Source organism: Rhodococcus jostii NBRC 16295, from assembly GCF_001894825.1.
GTDB classification, from domain to species: domain Bacteria; phylum Actinomycetota; class Actinomycetes; order Mycobacteriales; family Mycobacteriaceae; genus Rhodococcus_F; species Rhodococcus_F jostii.
Window position 1 is genome coordinate 21,271 of the sequence record NZ_BCWY01000039.1, and the last position, 15,053, is coordinate 36,323.

The following is a 15,053-nucleotide window of genomic DNA, read 5'->3' on the forward strand; positions in this document are numbered from 1 at the left end:
AGTACTCACAGCACCGAAAGGAAAGATCATGAGAGACGCCGTCATCGTCGAGGCCGTCCGCACCCCCATCGGCAAGGGCAAGCCCACGGGCGCCCTGCACGGAGTGCACCCGGTCGACCTCCTCGCCCACAGCCTCTCGACCCTCGTCGAGCGCACGGGGATCGATCCGGCACTGATCGACGATGTCATCGGCGGCACCGTCACGCAGGTCGGCGATCAGAGCCAGAACATCACCCGCAGTGCACTTCTCGCCGCCGGATTTCCCGAATCCGTGCCCGGCACCACCGTCGACCGGCAGTGCGGCAGCAGCCAGCAGGCCGTCCACTTCGCCGCCCAGGGCGTGATGTCGGGCGCGTACGACATCGTCGTCGCCGCCGGCGTCGAATCGATGGGACGGGTTCCCATGGGGTCCAGCGGCATCGGCCGTGAATCGATGGGCGTCGGCTTCGAACGCCGCTACCCCGACGGGCTCGTCCCGCAGGGCATCAGCGCCGAACTCATCGCCGCCCGCTGGGGCCTCTCGCGCACCCAGCTGGACGAGTTCGCCCTCCGTAGTCACCAGAAGGCCGCGGCGGCAACGAGTGCCGGGCACTTCGCGAAGGAACTCGCCGTCCTTCCCGAGTTGAGCGTCGACGAGGCCATCCGCCCGGACACGACCCTGGACGCGCTCGCCGCCCTGCGACCCGCATTCCGCAGCGACGTCTACGCGGAGCGGTTCCCGCAGATCGACTGGTCGATCACGGCCGGCAACAGCAGTCCCCTGTCGGACGGAAGTGCCGCGCTCATGATCACGACCAGCGAGATCGCCGACCGGCTGGGACTGCAGCCCCTGGCCCGGCTCCACAGCTTCTCCGTCGTCGGCGACGACCCGCTGATGATGCTCACCGCAGTCATTCCGGCGACACGCAAGGTGCTGCAGCGCAGCGGCCTCGACATCTCCGACATCGACCTGTTCGAGGTCAACGAGGCGTTCGCGCCGGTGGTCCTGGCCTGGGCCGCAGACACCGGCGCCGACCTGGACCGCGTCAACGTGCACGGCGGCGCCATCGCGCTCGGACATCCACTCGGGGCCAGCGGCGCCCGGCTGATGACCACGCTGGTGAACGCGATGGAACAGCGCGGGGCACGGTTCGGTCTGCAGACCATGTGCGAGGCCGGCGGACTCGCCAACGCCACGGTGCTCGAGCGACTCGTGTGAGGCGGCAGAAGTAGTCCCACTCAGCCGTTCCGGCGGGCGATCGACTCTCCCACCGCACGCAGCGATTCGCGCAACGAGTGCGGCCCGAGCACTTCGACTCCCCCGCCGAGGACGGTCAACTGGTCGAGCGCCACGTCCTCGGCCTCGAGCACCAGATCGACGGTCACCCAGCCGTCGTCGTCCGGCGGACCGGCATCGACGCGCGCGGCCTCCACACCCACGACCCGCGGCAGTCGACGCCACGACACGGGCGACAGCCGCACCCGGCACCGGAATCTCAGGAGGGCACGATCGAATTCGGCCACCGAGGCCGTCCACCATGCACCGAGGTCGAAGTTCTGCGGCCGCACCGCCGGTTGGTCCAGCACTGCCGCGGCACCGATCTTCGACACGCGATACGACAGTGTCCGCCCGCGATGCTGCGCGACGAGGTACCAGACACCCGCCTTCGCCACCAAACCCAGCGGATCGAGTGTCCGTGCCGCCGAACGGCTTCCCCTGCGGTAGCGGATCGCGAGGCGCCGGCCTTCGAGCACCGCGGACGCGACCACCGGAAGGTGACCGTTGTCGCGTGGCCCGCCGAACCAGCCGGGCGCGTCGACGTACAGCCGATCCCGCCACAGCTGAGCCCCGACGCGCAGCGGGACCGGCAACGCCCCCAACAGCTTCGACTGCGCCGCGGCGGTGACGTCGCGCAGGCCGAGATCGTCGGCGATCGACGGGACACCCAGCAACATCAGCGCGGACGTCTCCTCCCCCGTCATCCCGCCGAGTTTCGACTGCCAGCCGTCGAGCAACCGGATTCCGCGGCCGGGGCCGCTCTCCGTCCACAACGGGACGCCGGCCGCCGACAACGCCGTGACGTCGCGGTACACCGTGCGGACCGAGACCCCGAGCTCGTCCGCCAATTGCTGGGCGGTGGCGCCGCGGCTGCCTTCCAGACGGAGCATCACCTCGACGAGCCGACTCGAACGCATCCTCCGAGTCTAGAGAAAATCCCTGACAGTAGATGTCAGGGATAGGAGAGCACACTGGTCGGCATGACCAAGTGGACACAGTTCGAGACCGAAGCACCCGACCTCGCCAAGGCCGTCGCCGCACGCTTCGACGCCCACAAGCATCACGTGCTGGCGACGCTCCGCAAGGACGGCTCACCGCGGGTGAGCGGCACCGAGGTCGAGTTCTACGAAGGCGCGTTGCTGCTCGGTTCGATGGTGGGCGCCCGCAAAGTGCGTGACCTGCAACGCGATCCGCGGTTCTCCCTGCACAGCAACCCCGGCCACCACACGATGGAGGGTGGCGACGCCAAGATCAGCGGCCGCGCAGACGAGGTTCTCGGGGAACGGAAACAGCAGATCGTCGACCACTATCCCGACGAAATCCCCGAGGCGGACGTCTTCGAACTCGGTCTCGACGAGGTGGTTCTCACCACCGTTGACGGCGACCACCTGTACGTCGACCTGTGGCGGCCGGGCGCGGGCGTCACCCGGTTCACCAAATGACGGTCACTGCGTGACGGCGAATCCGAAGCCGAGGGTGCAGGCCGCGAGCGGCCCGGGCCCGTCGGGGTCGTAGGTGCCGCCGGGGATCAGGTGTCCCGTGAACCCGGGGAGTTCCTTTTCGACGCCCTCGCCGTTCGTCAGCGGTCCGGACGTGCCGAGGGTCGGCGCCTGACCGATGTTCAGGTACGTCACCTGAGCGTCGGTCGTGGCCTTCTCCGGCCCCTCGAACTCCCACTCGACCTGGTCGCCTTCCTTCTCGACGCCCAGTGTCGCGGCGGGCGTGCAACTCGCCAGCGGATCGGGCATGAACGGGGCGGCCGAGGCGACGGCCGGTGCGGTGAAGAGGGCTGCCGCACCGAGTGCGGCGACGGCGGCGGGTCGTGCGAACGCTGCGAGAGTGGACATGGTGTTCCCTTCCGTGAGTCGTCGTATCTCGGTTTCCCGATGCGATACCGGACGAAACAGACAGGACCTACCAGGTGACGTTCTCGGCGCAGTGACGTCCGTTGGCGGTGGATTCGACCTGCACCGTCGCGTGGGAGAGTTGGTGGCTCTCGAGGATCGTCCGCGCGGATTCGAGGACCGCGGAGGAGTCGGCGTCGGTGGTGAGGTGGACGGTGGCCACGTCCATTCCCGTCGTGAGCGTCCACACGTGCAGGTCGTGCACCCCGGTGACGCCGGGTAGCGCCTCGAGGTCGGCCTGCACGCCCTCGACGTCGACGTCGGCCGGGGAGGTCTGAGTGAGGATGCGCAGTGATGCGGCGGCCAGTTTCATCGCGCGCGGCACCACCCACAGCGAGATCAGGACACCGACGATGATGTCGGCGTAGGTCCAGTTGAAGGCCAGCACGAGGCCGCCGGCGATGAGCACGCCGACGCTGCCGACGGCGTCTGCGAGCACTTCGAGGTACGCGCCGCGGACGGCGAGGCTGTCCTTGGAGTCGGCGCGCAGCATCAGCATCACCACGAGGTTCGCGGCGAGACCGGCGGCGGCGGTGAGAATGAGAGCCATTCCGGGGAGATCGGGTGCGTCGCCGATGCGTGAGATGGCCTCGTAGAACACCCAGATCGCGACGGCGAGCAGCATCGCGGCATTGGCCATCGCGGTGAGCACTTCGGCGCGGTGCCAGCCGAACGTCCGGGCCGCGGTGGCACTGCCCTTGCGGGCCAGGAGGAGTGCGACGAGCCCCATCGACATTCCGACGACGTCGGTGAGCATGTGCCCGGCGTCGGCGAGCAGCGACAGCGAGTTGACGGCCAGGCCGACACCGGCCTCGAGGAACAGGAACGCGACGAGAATGACGAGGGCCACTGCCATTCGGCGGATCCGCGCGCGAGACGGCCCTACCTCACCGCCGCCTTGCGTGTGGCCGTGTGAATGGCCGTGTCCGACTCCCATGGCTGAGCCTCCTCCCGAGTTGTGCCGATCATATGCGTACATGCGCATATGATCAACAGCGTGCTCGGGCGGTCAGAGTTCGGGACGGTACGCGGGCTTCTCCACCGTCGGCGGCAGCGTGGCGATCGCCGAGATGCGTTTCAGACCCGCCACCTGCAGGAGGTCGACGGTCAAGGACCGGATCTGCGCGAAGACGACCGTGGCCGACAGACCCGCGTTCTCGACCAGTTCCGGTTTCAATCCGGACGCGACCGAGCGCAGCACCCGCGCCGCCTCGGCCTGGTCGGGTTGCTGCCCCGGGTCGGCGAGGGCCATCTGCCGGAGGGTTTCCAGGGCGTGGGCGAGCTTCTCCACCTGGTCGACGAGCCTCGGGTTCAGGATCTCGTCGTCCCGCACCAGCGAGAGTGAACGTCGCGCCAGTACCCGGATGTTGCGCAGGGCATTGTCGAGGGGGTCCGCGGCGGCGGTCAGCCGTTCGAGTCGGCTGCGGGTATTCCAGTACAGCGGCGAGATGCGGCTGATCTCCCGGCCGCCGGCAAGGTGGGTCCGGAGGGTGTCGATGGACGCCTGGGTGGCCCGCGCCTTCCGCAGCGCCTCCTCGATGGGCTTGTCGTCGTTGGCGATCAACCCGTCGGCCACCAACTGCATCACCTCGGACGCGGTCCCGAGAACGTTGGCGGCGTACTTCCGCGCCCGGCCCACGGGATGCGTGGGTATCAGTGCGACGACGGCGATGCCCACCAGACCACCGGTCAGGGCGTCCACCATGCGGTTGATACCCGCGGCACCCCCCGGCGGAAGCAGCGTCGCCACGAGCACCGCGGAGTTGCCCGCCTGCATCGAGAAGATAGGGCCGCTGTTCAGCAACACCGCCGTCGACATCGCCAGCGCCACGACGAGCGCGATCTGCCAGGCACCGCTTCCGATGACGGAAACGATGAGGTCGCCGACCCCGATCCCGATCGTGACCCCGGCCACCAGCTCGACGGAACGCCGCAAGCGGGCACCGAGAGACAACCCCAGCGACACCACCGCCGCGATCGGCGCGAAGAACGGCGTCGGGTGACCGATCACCACCGTGGCCACCCACCACGCCACTCCGGCCGCCACCGCACACTGCACGATGGGCAGCGCGGACACCCGCAGCCGCTGGACCGAGGTTCTCAGTCCGGTGCGGCTGCGGATTTTCGCCGAGCTGAGGGCGTTAACCGACGCCAAGCGCTTCGGCGGCGCGGGGATCGCAGTCCTCGAGCAGGTCGAGGCAGCGCGCGTACTCGTCCGTCTCGCCGATCGCCTTCGCGGCCTTCGCCAGGACGGCGACGCACCGGAGGAACCCACGGTTGGGTTCGTGGCCGTAGGGCACCGGGCCGAAGCCCTTCCAGCCGTTGCGGCGCAACTGATCGAGGCCACGGTGGTAGCCGGTGCGTGCGTAGGCGTACGCCGCGATGGTCTCCTCCGCGTCGAAGGCCGCCTCGGCCAGGTAGGCCCATGCGATCGATGCGGTGGGGTGGGCGGCTGCCACGGAAGCCGGATCCTCGTGGTTCAACAGGGCCGACTCGGCCTCGTCGTCCCCGGGAAGCAGCGTGGGCTGTGGTCCGAGAAGGTCACCGAAAGACGTCATGCGCCTATTGTGCCCCCGCCGCAGCGCCGTCACTGCGTCGGCCCGCGTCCGGGACGCGCCCTGTCGTGGTCTCCCAGGACGCACGATGTCGTTAGGCTGCCCCCAACGTTCATTTCTCTGCAGACCGAGGGGCAACGCGTGCAGGACCCGAAGAAAGACGAATCGACTCCGAAACCGGCGGCGGACACACCGTCCGACGCGGGCGCGGCGAACTCCACCGAGAAGCCGGCCACCGGCGGCGACGCGGCCGCGAAGTCGGCGGCATCGGAACCCGCCGCACCCACGGCGAAGTCGCCCGAGCCGAAGCCCCCGCAGAAGAAGGTCCCGGAGAAGGCGGACCGGCAGAAACCCGAGGAACCGCAGGCCCCACTGCCCAAGCCACCGGCACCGCGCCCGAAGGCCGCGAAACCGGAGGAGAAGGCGTCCGAGGCGGCCACGACGGCGATCCCCATGCAGAAGGGCGCGCCCGCGTCACCCGACGCGGAGACGGTCGCGATTCCCCTGACGAAACCCGCGGTCCCGGCGACACCTCCGCCGCCCCGCCCCGCCGCCTCGGCGAACCAGTCTCGGCCGAACCCGGCTCAGCAACGCCAGAACTCGCGGCCGGTGCCTCCGCCGCCCGCTCCCCCGCGGCCGGCGCCCGCCCCGCCGAAGGCCGCACCGCAGCGGGTGCTGCCGCCCCAGCAGAGCGCGCCGCAGCGTGTCGCCGCAGCGCAGCAGCCCCCGAAGAAGCACGGCAAGGCGTGGCTGTTCGCCGCGATCGCCGCCGGCGTCATCGTCGTCGCCGCCATCGCGGTCACCGGTGTGATCGTCTACAACAACAACCAGGCCGAGAACTCCCCTGAGGCCCAGGTGCAGGGAACGATCGACACGTTCGTCGCGGCACTCACCCAGGGCGATCTGGCGACGTTGCGCACCAGCACCTGCGGCAGCCTCGCCGAGTACTACCAGGGCATCTCCGATCAGGACTTCGCTGAGGTCCACCAGGTCGCCGTCACGCAGCAGAACATCCCGGTGGTCGGCGGCGTCGACGCCGTGCAGATCACCGGTGACACCGCCATCGCCCAGGTGAAGGCGCACACCGCCGCCAACCCCAGCGAGCAGTCGTGGCGCACATTCAACCTCGAGAAGGTCGACGGCACCTGGAAGATCTGCGACCCCCGATAAACGACTGTGCGCCTTTCCGGTAGCGGTGACCACCGGAAAGGCGCACGAGCGCGAAGCGCCTATCCGGAGACGGAACGTCCCGCGGACTTGAGGTCGTTGCAGGCCTCGATGACGCGAGCAGTCATGCCGGCCTCCGCCTTCTTGAGGTAGCTGCGCGGGTCGTAGTACTTCTTGTTGCCGACCTCGCCGTCGATCTTCAGGACGCCGTCGTAGTTCGCGAACATGTGGCCCACGATGGGACGGGTGAACGCGTACTGGGTGTCGGTGTCGACGTTCATCTTGACGACGCCGTAGTTCAGCGCGGCCTCGATCTCCGACTTCAGCGAGCCCGATCCGCCGTGGAAGACGAAGTCGAACGGCTGCGAGCTGTCGGACAGCCCCAGCTTGGCGGCGGCGACCTTCTGGCCGGTCTCGAGCACCTCGGGGCGCAGCTTCACGTTGCCGGGCTTGTAGACGCCGTGCACGTTGCCGAACGTGGCGGCCAGCAGGTACTTGCCGTTCTCGCCGGTGCCGAGCGCGTCGACGGTCTTCTCGAAGTCCTCGGGCGAGGTGTACAGCTTGTCGTTGATCTCGGCTTCCACACCGTCCTCTTCACCACCGACGACGCCGATCTCGACCTCGAGGATGATGTTGGCGGCCTTCGCCTTCGCGAGGAGTTCCTGGGCGATCTCCAGGTTCTCGTCGATCGGCACGGCCGAACCGTCCCACATGTGGGACTGGAAGAGGGGGTTGCGGCCCGCCTCGACGCGCTGGCGCGAGATCTCGAGCAGCGGACGGACGAAGGTGTCGAGCTTGTCCTTGGGGCAGTGATCGGTGTGCAGGGCGATCGTGACGTCGTACTTCGCGGCGATCACGTGAGCGAACTCGGCGAGTGCGACCGCGCCGGTCACCATGTCCTTGACACCCAGGCCCGAACCGAACTCGGCGCCACCCGTCGAGAACTGGATGATGCCGTCACTGCCGGCATCCGCGAAGCCCTTGATGGCGGCGTTGATGGTTTCGGAAGAAGTGCAGTTGATGGCGGGGAAGGCAAAGGAGTGCTCCTTGGCCCGACCAAGCATCTCGGCGTAGACCTCGGGAGTCGCGATTGGCACGGCGGCAGTCCTCCATAAAGAGTCGATTTCGGCGCGCGCGATCAGCGCGGCGCCCGATGTGGTCCTAGCAGTATGGCAATACCGGTAGCGTACGTCTCCCGGTGGCTGTCGCGGCACCCTGATTCGGCCCGTCCGCGACACGGCGGAAACTCCATGACCTGCAGTATTCCGACAGTCGGGGATTACGCCGGTACGCTGAGGGCCGTGATTGTGCAGGCAGCATCGGATTCCGTGACCAACCTCGCGTTGTTGCCGGGATTCCTAGACCCGGTGAACCTCCTCAACTCCTTCGGCACCTGGGTGCTCGTCGGACTCCTCGCGGTCGTCTTCATCGAGTCGGGATTGCTGTTCCCCCTGCTCCCCGGAGACTCGCTCCTCTTCACCGCGGGTCTCATTGCGGCGTCGAAGTCGACGGAGATCGAACCGTTCGCCCCCATCGGGGTGCTGCTGATTCTGATCCCGATCGCCGCCATCCTCGGCGACCAGGTGGGCTTCTTCATCGGCAGCAAGGGCGGAACCGCCCTGTTCAAGTCCGACGACGCACGATTCTTCAAGAAGAAGTACATCGACGAGTCGCACGCCTTCTTCGAGAAGCATGGCCCGATCACGATCATCCTGGCCCGGTTCGTTCCGATCGTGCGCACGTTCGCGCCGGTCGTCGCGGGTGCGTCGCGGATGAAGTACTCGCTGTTCCTCACGTACAACATCGTGGGTGGCGTCCTGTGGGGCGCCGGCGTCACGCTGCTCGGCTACCTGCTCGGTCAGATCGAGTTCATCCGCGACAACGTCGACGTCATCTTCCTGCTGATCGTCTTCGTGTCCGTCCTGCCGATCATCATCGAGGTGGGCAAGCGCATCCTGAAGTCCCGCCAGAGCGTGGACGCCACGGCCGAGGACGCGCAGCCTGTCACCACCCCCACCGATCCGACCTCCTGAAATCGATCGGGGTAACGCACTGACGATGGTCATCACGGCATCAGGCAGCTTCGGGCCTCTCGTCTCGGCCGGTCCAGCGCTGGTCTGGGTCGTCGTCCTCGCGTTCGTGTTCATCGAGTGCGCCGTGATCCTGGGCCTTTTCCTGCCCGGCGACTCGATGCTGATCACCGCCGGAATCGTGCTGGCCAACCACGCGTCCGGCGCGGGCCACGTATGGGCGCTGTCGGTCGGGGCGATGATCGCCGCCATCTGCGGAAACCAGGTGGGGTACGTCATCGGTCACCGCACCGGCAACCGCATCCACGCCCGCAAGGGCGGGAAGTATCTCAACTACGCCAACCTCCACAAGGTGAATGTCCTGCTGGAGAAGCACGGCTTCTGGGCAGTTCTCGTCGCCCGCTGGATTCCGTGGATCCGCACCCTGTGCCCGCTGGTCGCCGGTGCGGCCAAGATGAACCACACCAAGTACACGATCGCCAGCAGCATCGGCGCCGTCTTCTGGGCGCCTGTACTGCTACTCATCGGCTTCTACTTCGGCTCGTTCCTCGACCGGGTGTCGTGGCTGATGCCGGCGGTGCTCGCCGGGATGGTCACACTGCTGGTGATCGGCACGGCCCTCGGGGTGTGGCACTACCGGCAGGAGATGGCGCGGCCACCCGAAGATGTGGCCGTCGAGGAAGTTCTCGACTAGTACTGCGCTCCTCGACTAATACCGTGCTCCTCGACTAGCGCTGATGCGCCGCGTCTCACGCGGGCAGCGGGTCGTCGAACCGGACCCACGCCGCCGGCACACGGGCAGCGTCCGCCGGCGCCCGATGTCACATTCGTCTACTCGAACGGAACGAATGTCACATCGGGCGCGAGCGGAACCGGGGCGCGCGCCGGACCGGGCCGGGCGAGCCTGGACGGGGACTATTGCGCGACGGTGCCGGACGCCGCCGCGTACTGGCTCTCGGGGCGCGGCAGTCCGAAGTGATCGCGCAGCGTGGTGCCCGCGTACTCGGTGCGGAACAGTCCACGCTCCTGCAGGATCGGGACCACCTTCTCCGCGAACACCTCCAGCCCACCCGGGTAGTACGGCGGCATGACGTTGAAACCGTCCGCTGCGCCCTGGGTGAACCATTCCTCGATGGTGTCGGCCACCTGCACGGGCGTTCCGACGACCACGCGGTGTCCGCGCGCACCGGCGAGGCGGTGCAGCAGTCCCCGCAGCGTCGGGTTCTCCCGCTCGACGATCCCGGCGATCACCTGCAGGCGGCTCTGCTGGTTGTCGGTGACGTCGCCGGCGTCCCCGAACAGTCCGGCGGGCACGGGAGCGTCCAGTTCGAGGTGTCGCACGCTCGAGCCCGTGAGGCTCTCGAGCTGGGCGAGCCCGTACTCGGGCGACGTGAGTTCGTTGAACTCGCGTTCCAGTTCCCGGGCCTCGGCCTCGGTGTCGCCGAGGAACGGGCTGATGCCGGGAAGGATCTTCACGTGGTCCGGGTTACGGCCGTACTGCGTCACGCGCTGCTTGACGTCCGCGTAGAAGGCCTGCCCGTCCGACAGTCGCTGGTGCGCGGTGAAGATGGCCTCCGCGTACTGGCCCGCGAACGCGCGACCCTCGTTGGACGCACCCGCCTGCACCAGCACCGGATGGCCCTGCGGGGAGCGGGGCGCGTTGAACGGTCCGCGCACCCGCAGGTGTCGGCCGACGTAGTTGATCTCGTGGATCTTCGACGGGTCCGCGTAGATCCCGCTGTCCTTGTCGATCAGGATGGCGTCGTCTTCCCAGCTGTCCCACAGCTTGACGGTCGCGTCGACGAACTCCCGCGCCCGCGCGTAGCGGTCGGCGTGGTCGGGGTGCCGCGGCAGACCGAAGTTGGCGGCCGCCAGATCGGTTCCGGTGGTCACGATGTTCCAGCCGGCCCGGCCGCGGGAGATGTGGTCGAGGGAGGCGAAGAGCCGCGCGAGGTTGTAGGGCTCGAAGTACGTCGTGGACGCGGTCGCGATCAGCCCGATCCGTTCGGTGGCGGTCGCGATGGCCGTCAGCAGCGTGATGGGCTCGAGCGCTCCGGCGGCACCGTGTTCGACGTCGCTGCGCAGGGCCGGGCCGTCGGCGAAGAAGATCGCGTCCAGCTTCGCGGCCTCCGCGGTGCGCGCGATGTCCTGGAAGTAGGAGACGTCGTACAGCCGTTCGGGCGTGGTGAGCGGGTGACGCCACGCCGACTCGTGGTGTCCGGCCGGGTAGATGAACGCGTTGAGACTCAGCTGCCGCTGTTGATCTGACATAACGACCTGTCTAACAGCGGCGAAACCGCGGCGACACGGTTAAGTTTCGCGTGATTCGAACCGTCGCCTAGCGTCGCGGGTACCCCGCGGCCGACACCATGTGCGCGGCCTCCATCAGCATCCAGCCACCGAGCTGGACGGACAGGTCGCGTTCCGGAATGCCCGACGACCGGACGGTGCCGCCGGTGAACGTGGCGATTCCCCCACCGAACCCGGGTAGCTGCGCCTGCCTGGTCCAGTCGTGGCCGAACAACGGCTGTCCCTCGATCTGCAGCCGGTTCTCCCACGCCGCTTCCGCGGACGTCAGCACGAGCTGGGCGGCGATCTCCCGCGCCCGGATGTCGGCCGGCGACTCCCACGGCAGCATCACCGCGGTCAGCGCCAGATACCGCGCGAGGATCCCGTTGAACAGCCCACCGTCTCCCCCACCGCCGCCGCCGATGACGCCCTGGGGTGCGAGGTGCTCGTCGATGGCGTCGACCAGCCGGTGGGTCCGATTCCGGTGCCGCGGCGATCCGAGGCGGACGGCGAGTTCGGTTTCGAGTCCGAGCACGACCCCCTGGCAGTACGAGTAGACGTTCCTTTCGATTTCGCCGCCGGGGTGGATGCCGTCGACGATCAGATCGGTGTGCACGTCCCGCAGTGTGTCGTCGATCCAGTCCGCCGTGGCCTGGGCGCGCCACAGCTTCCCGGTGCGCGCCAGCATGATCCCGGCGGGACCGTTGGCCGGGGCGTTGTAGAAGTTCGACCCCTTGCGCCACGGGATGCCGCCCCCGGCCTCGGGAGCCCAGGCGTCGAACAACTGCGATTCGAGTGCCTGCACCGCATTCCTGTTGTCTATGAAGTGCATTCGCTGGGCGCGCTCCAGCGCGATCCCCAGCCAGGCCATGTCGTCGTAGTAGTTGTTGGTCCAGCCCGACAGGTTCCGCAGGCGGTGGCTGCGCGCAAGTTTCACGATGCGACGCCGCCGCCGCGGAGTCGGGTCCCGTTCGAGCGCGTCGACGGCGCAGTCGAGCAGGTGGGCCTGCCACCAGTAGTGCCAGCTGAGGAACAACCGCTCGCGCCGCACCGCCGGCCAGGCGACGACGCCCAGCGTGGTGCCCGGGAGCGCCCACAGCCGGCGAAGATGCCTGCTCACCACCGCTTCTTCAGCGGCGTCCGCGCGCGCCGACCACGTGTCCTGCATAAGAGTTGATCTTTCCTATTCGCCGGGGGTTCCGCTACCAGGCGCGGTCGAGGTCGGCGTGCTGACGAACCCACGCATGCATGGCGATTCCCGCGGCGACACCCGCATTGATGCTGCGGGTGGAACCGAACTGGGCGATCGACACCGTCATCGCCGCAACCTCTTTCGCCTGATCCGTCACTCCCGGCCCCTCCTGCCCGAACAGGAGGACGCAGTCGCGCGGCAGACTCGCCGTCTCCAGCGGCACCGACCCGGGCGTGTTGTCGACAGCCACGATGGTGAGACCCCGCTCCCGCGCGAATTCCACGAGACCCTCGACGTCGGGGTGGTGCAGGACGTGCTGGTACCGATCGGTGACCATGGCGCCGCGCCGGTTCCAGCGCCGGCGTCCCACGATGTGGACCGCGGCGGCGGCGAATGCGTTGGCGGTGCGGACCACCGTCCCGATGTTGGCGTCGTGTCCGAAGTTCTCGATGGCCACGTGCAGCGGGTGGCGGCGGCGGTCGATGTCCGCGACGATCGCCTCACGTGTCCAGTACCGGTACGCGTCGACCACGTTGCGGCGATCGCCTCCGGTCAGCAGTTCGGGGTCGTACCGCGGGTCGGTGGGGGCGGGGGTGTCGTGTTCGTCGGACCACGGGCCGACCCCGTTCGGGTTCTCACCCCATTCGGTGGGACCCGACTCGGCGTCCTCCACCTGCACCGACTCCACCTGCCCTGCCTCGACTCCGCTCACGGCGTCAGAACGTCTTGTTCGAATCGGGGGCGACGGTGAACCCGTGCGAGGTCTCGTCGTTGGTGCAGGTGACGGCTGCGGCGGTGGTGCTGCACGTGTAGCCGAGTTTCGTCAGTTTCGCCCCGGCGGGCAACGCCGCGTCCGGTTCGTCTCCGCCCGAGGTGTAGACGAGGCCGCCGGCGCACATGAACGAGGCCTCGCCGTCGTTCTCGACGCGGATGCCGTGACCCCAGTCGACCATGCAGTCCGCCGGACGCGGCGGCACCGGGCTCGTCGAGCCCTGGCACCCGGCCTCGGTGCGGTTCGGCAGCTTGATGATGCCGCACTGGAACCCGCCGTCCGGGGACGTGAAGAAATACGACTCGTTGTGCTCGTACGGCACGTCGACGAGCGTCGTGGTCGGCGCTTCCGTCGTCGTGGTCGGGGGCGCGATCGTCGTGGTCGTGGTCGTCGGCGGAACCGTGGTCGTGGTGGTGGTCACAGGGGCCGCAGCGGTGGTCGTGGTCGTCGGCGGAGCCACCGCGTCCGAGGACCCACCACACCCTGCGAGCATCACGGCCGAGCCAATGCTCAGACACACCAACGACACCCGACGCCACGCCATACGGCCACCTCCACACACGCTTACCTGCTGCCGACACTGCACTCTAACGGCAGTCCGCCGACGGGGCCGCCTCGGTGAGGTCGGGACGGGTTAACCTGGAGGTGGAGGCTATCGATGAATCATCAGCGCATCGTGCGGACGGTCTGCTTCATCACGGTCGGCTACGTCATCGTCCTCGCCGTCTGGCTGGGATGGTTGATCGAGCACACCCCGCCGGCCACCATCCCGTACCAGATCATGGGATTGGTCGCCGCCTTCGGTTCGGCGCTGGGATTCGGCATGATGGCGGCCGAGCGGCCCTCCCGAGCCGACCGCAAACTCGAACGGCACGGACTCGAGGGCTGGGCCCGCATCGAGCACGTCACCCCGATTCGCCCCACTCCCGGCAACGGGGAGCTCACCGAACTGGACCTCCGACTGACCGTGCCCGGTTCGGAGAGCTACGCCGGCCGGGTGGTCTACGAGGTGCGACGCGAGAACGCCACGCGCTTCGTGCCCGGCGAAACGATCACCATCCTGGTGGATCCGAAGGACCGGGACCACATCATGCTCTGCCCGTGACCCGGCGCCCGAGGGCGAGCATCCCCTCGACGAGCAACAACTGGGCCGCCGCGTAGCTGGCGAGGATCCCCCCTTCGGCCGCGGCCCTCCCCCGGTCTCCGCGGATGAACAAGCGCCGCACCACGATCAGGCCGTCCGAGGTGGTGAACAGCATTCCGCCGACGCCGAGCCAACTGCGCCGGTCGGGTCCCGGCACCGCCACGTTCGCGACGACGTTCGCGCCGGGCGCGAGGGACGGATCGGCCGACAGCGTCGACGTGGTGCCGAGCAGCGCCCCGTACACGGTCAACGGTGCCGCGACCTCCTTCGCCCGGCTGCGGAGCAGGGACGCCGCGCCCGCCCAGCCGGCCAGCCGGGGAATCGCCGCGGGTGCGGTGGGCCGGGCGCCTCGGCGCAGCAACAGCGCCGCGTACGCGGCCTGCATGACGGCGAACGAGGAGGCGCCGCGCACCAGGCGGGCGTCGTCGTCCGGGTCGATCATGAAGACGTCGCCCACGGTCGCGGCCGCCAGACCGGCGAGGAGGAGGGCGGCGTCGGCGGGGCCGGTGTCCGCTCGTCGCCGCAGGACTCGTACGGCGAGCGCGGGTGCGATCAGTGGTTTCGCGACCCGCTGCACCCGTTCTCGCCCGGTGACCGCTCCGACGACGGTGGCCAGCGTCGCCCCGGCGAACACCGCGTGCTCGACACCCCAGTTGTACTTCGACTTCACGTCTTCCTCCCACACTTGCCGACGTGCCGAGGTTACCGGCCCGAACAGTGGTTGACTGGAGAGCGGACGCGA

Annotated in this window: 17 protein-coding genes; 6 read left to right on the forward strand and 11 right to left on the reverse strand. The window is 68.5% G+C overall.

Features of this window, described 5'->3' with window-relative positions; genetic code table 11:
* Nucleotides 1-28 precede the first annotated feature (28 nt).
* A complete protein-coding gene (locus RJ1_RS24095) occupies nucleotides 29-1,198 on the forward strand; it encodes a thiolase family protein (RefSeq protein ID WP_073364591.1) in 1,170 nt (389 codons plus the stop codon).
* 20 nt (nucleotides 1,199-1,218) lie between these two features.
* On the opposite strand, the gene RJ1_RS24100 is transcribed toward RJ1_RS24095, so the two are convergent.
* A complete protein-coding gene (locus RJ1_RS24100) occupies nucleotides 1,219-2,175 on the reverse strand; it encodes a helix-turn-helix transcriptional regulator (protein ID WP_073364593.1) in 957 nt (318 codons plus the stop codon).
* Nucleotides 2,176-2,238: 63 nt separating this feature from the next.
* On the opposite strand from RJ1_RS24100, the gene RJ1_RS24105 reads away from it, so the two are divergent.
* Nucleotides 2,239-2,700 (forward strand): pyridoxamine 5'-phosphate oxidase family protein, encoded by a 462-nt coding sequence (locus RJ1_RS24105; protein ID WP_073364594.1) that lies wholly within the window; start codon nucleotides 2,239-2,241, stop codon nucleotides 2,698-2,700.
* 3 nt (nucleotides 2,701-2,703) lie between these two features.
* Here the strand turns inward: RJ1_RS24105 and RJ1_RS24110 are convergent, their stop codons facing one another.
* The 4 genes from RJ1_RS24110 to RJ1_RS24125 all read right to left on the reverse strand — a co-directional run bounded on the left by RJ1_RS24110 (nucleotide 2,704) and on the right by RJ1_RS24125 (nucleotide 5,720).
* A complete protein-coding gene (locus RJ1_RS24110; protein WP_073364596.1) occupies nucleotides 2,704-3,105 on the reverse strand; it encodes a hypothetical protein in 402 nt (133 codons plus the stop codon).
* A 67-nt stretch (nucleotides 3,106-3,172) separates the two neighbouring features.
* On the reverse strand, nucleotides 3,173-4,099 hold the full coding sequence (locus RJ1_RS24115; RefSeq protein WP_073364597.1) for a cation diffusion facilitator family transporter: 927 nt from the start codon (nucleotides 4,097-4,099) through the stop codon (nucleotides 3,173-3,175).
* Between the two features lie 72 nt (nucleotides 4,100-4,171).
* A complete protein-coding gene (locus tag RJ1_RS24120; RefSeq protein WP_083400763.1) occupies nucleotides 4,172-5,239 on the reverse strand; it encodes an FUSC family protein in 1,068 nt (355 codons plus the stop codon).
* Between the two features lie 64 nt (nucleotides 5,240-5,303).
* Nucleotides 5,304-5,720 (reverse strand): DUF3151 domain-containing protein, encoded by a 417-nt coding sequence (locus RJ1_RS24125; protein ID WP_073364600.1) that lies wholly within the window; start codon nucleotides 5,718-5,720, stop codon nucleotides 5,304-5,306.
* 138 nt (nucleotides 5,721-5,858) lie between these two features.
* Here RJ1_RS24125 and RJ1_RS24130 point away from each other — a divergent pair, with 138 nt between their 5' ends.
* Complete coding sequence (locus tag RJ1_RS24130; protein ID WP_073364602.1) at nucleotides 5,859-6,887, forward strand: Rv0361 family membrane protein; 1,029 nt, start codon at nucleotides 5,859-5,861, stop codon at nucleotides 6,885-6,887.
* Between the two features lie 59 nt (nucleotides 6,888-6,946).
* On the opposite strand, the gene fbaA is transcribed toward RJ1_RS24130, so the two are convergent.
* Nucleotides 6,947-7,981, reverse strand: coding sequence for a class II fructose-bisphosphate aldolase (gene fbaA / locus RJ1_RS24135; RefSeq protein ID WP_073364604.1), 1,035 nt, complete (start codon nucleotides 7,979-7,981; stop codon nucleotides 6,947-6,949).
* 204 nt (nucleotides 7,982-8,185) lie between these two features.
* On the opposite strand from fbaA, the gene RJ1_RS24140 reads away from it, so the two are divergent.
* Nucleotides 8,186-8,917: a VTT domain-containing protein gene (locus tag RJ1_RS24140; protein ID WP_276526510.1), complete on the forward strand. Its 732-nt coding sequence runs from the start codon at nucleotides 8,186-8,188 to the stop codon at nucleotides 8,915-8,917.
* A gap of 25 nt (nucleotides 8,918-8,942) precedes the next feature.
* Nucleotides 8,943-9,608 (forward strand): DedA family protein, encoded by a 666-nt coding sequence (locus tag RJ1_RS24145; protein WP_073364607.1) that lies wholly within the window; start codon nucleotides 8,943-8,945, stop codon nucleotides 9,606-9,608.
* Nucleotides 9,609-9,829: 221 nt separating this feature from the next.
* Here the strand turns inward: RJ1_RS24145 and RJ1_RS24150 are convergent, their stop codons facing one another.
* The 4 genes from RJ1_RS24150 to RJ1_RS24165 form a co-directional block, all read right to left on the reverse strand.
* Nucleotides 9,830-11,185, reverse strand: a complete 1,356-nt coding sequence (locus tag RJ1_RS24150) for an LLM class flavin-dependent oxidoreductase (RefSeq protein WP_073364608.1) — start codon at nucleotides 11,183-11,185, stop codon at nucleotides 9,830-9,832.
* A gap of 67 nt (nucleotides 11,186-11,252) precedes the next feature.
* Complete coding sequence (locus RJ1_RS24155; RefSeq protein WP_073364610.1) at nucleotides 11,253-12,371, reverse strand: glycoside hydrolase family 76 protein; 1,119 nt, start codon at nucleotides 12,369-12,371, stop codon at nucleotides 11,253-11,255.
* A 34-nt stretch (nucleotides 12,372-12,405) separates the two neighbouring features.
* Nucleotides 12,406-13,107, reverse strand: a complete 702-nt coding sequence (locus RJ1_RS24160) for a TrmH family RNA methyltransferase (RefSeq protein WP_073364612.1) — start codon at nucleotides 13,105-13,107, stop codon at nucleotides 12,406-12,408.
* Nucleotides 13,108-13,111: 4 nt separating this feature from the next.
* On the reverse strand, nucleotides 13,112-13,711 hold the full coding sequence (locus tag RJ1_RS24165; RefSeq protein WP_073364614.1) for a hypothetical protein: 600 nt from the start codon (nucleotides 13,709-13,711) through the stop codon (nucleotides 13,112-13,114).
* A gap of 114 nt (nucleotides 13,712-13,825) precedes the next feature.
* Here RJ1_RS24165 and RJ1_RS24170 point away from each other — a divergent pair, with 114 nt between their 5' ends.
* Nucleotides 13,826-14,272, forward strand: a complete 447-nt coding sequence (locus RJ1_RS24170) for a hypothetical protein (protein ID WP_073364616.1) — start codon at nucleotides 13,826-13,828, stop codon at nucleotides 14,270-14,272.
* Here the strand turns inward: RJ1_RS24170 and RJ1_RS24175 are convergent.
* Entirely contained in the window at nucleotides 14,256-14,981 is a 726-nt protein-coding gene (locus RJ1_RS24175; RefSeq protein WP_073364617.1) for a lysoplasmalogenase family protein, read from the reverse strand. The genes RJ1_RS24170 and RJ1_RS24175 overlap by 17 nt on opposite strands.
* Between the last annotated feature and the right edge of the window lie 72 nt (nucleotides 14,982-15,053).

Excerpts from the sequence above, each read along its gene's own strand:
- RJ1_RS24100 (WP_073364593.1), bottom strand. The coding sequence starts at position 2,175 with ATGCGTTCGAGTCGGCTCGTCGAGGTGATGCTCCGTCTGGAAGGCAGC.
- RJ1_RS24105 (WP_073364594.1), top strand. The coding sequence starts at position 2,239 with ATGACCAAGTGGACACAGTTCGAGACCGAAGCACCCGACCTCGCCAAG.
- RJ1_RS24110 (WP_073364596.1), bottom strand. The coding sequence starts at position 3,105 with ATGTCCACTCTCGCAGCGTTCGCACGACCCGCCGCCGTCGCCGCACTC.
- RJ1_RS24125 (WP_073364600.1), bottom strand. The coding sequence starts at position 5,720 with ATGACGTCTTTCGGTGACCTTCTCGGACCACAGCCCACGCTGCTTCCC.
- RJ1_RS24165 (WP_073364614.1), bottom strand. The coding sequence starts at position 13,711 with ATGGCGTGGCGTCGGGTGTCGTTGGTGTGTCTGAGCATTGGCTCGGCC.
- RJ1_RS24095 (WP_073364591.1), top strand. The coding sequence starts at position 29 with ATGAGAGACGCCGTCATCGTCGAGGCCGTCCGCACCCCCATCGGCAAG.
- RJ1_RS24145 (WP_073364607.1), top strand. The coding sequence starts at position 8,943 with ATGGTCATCACGGCATCAGGCAGCTTCGGGCCTCTCGTCTCGGCCGGT.
- RJ1_RS24170 (WP_073364616.1), top strand. The coding sequence starts at position 13,826 with ATGAATCATCAGCGCATCGTGCGGACGGTCTGCTTCATCACGGTCGGC.
- RJ1_RS24155 (WP_073364610.1), bottom strand. The coding sequence starts at position 12,371 with ATGCAGGACACGTGGTCGGCGCGCGCGGACGCCGCTGAAGAAGCGGTG.
- RJ1_RS24150 (WP_073364608.1), bottom strand. The coding sequence starts at position 11,185 with ATGTCAGATCAACAGCGGCAGCTGAGTCTCAACGCGTTCATCTACCCG.
- RJ1_RS24115 (WP_073364597.1), bottom strand. The coding sequence starts at position 4,099 with ATGGGAGTCGGACACGGCCATTCACACGGCCACACGCAAGGCGGCGGT.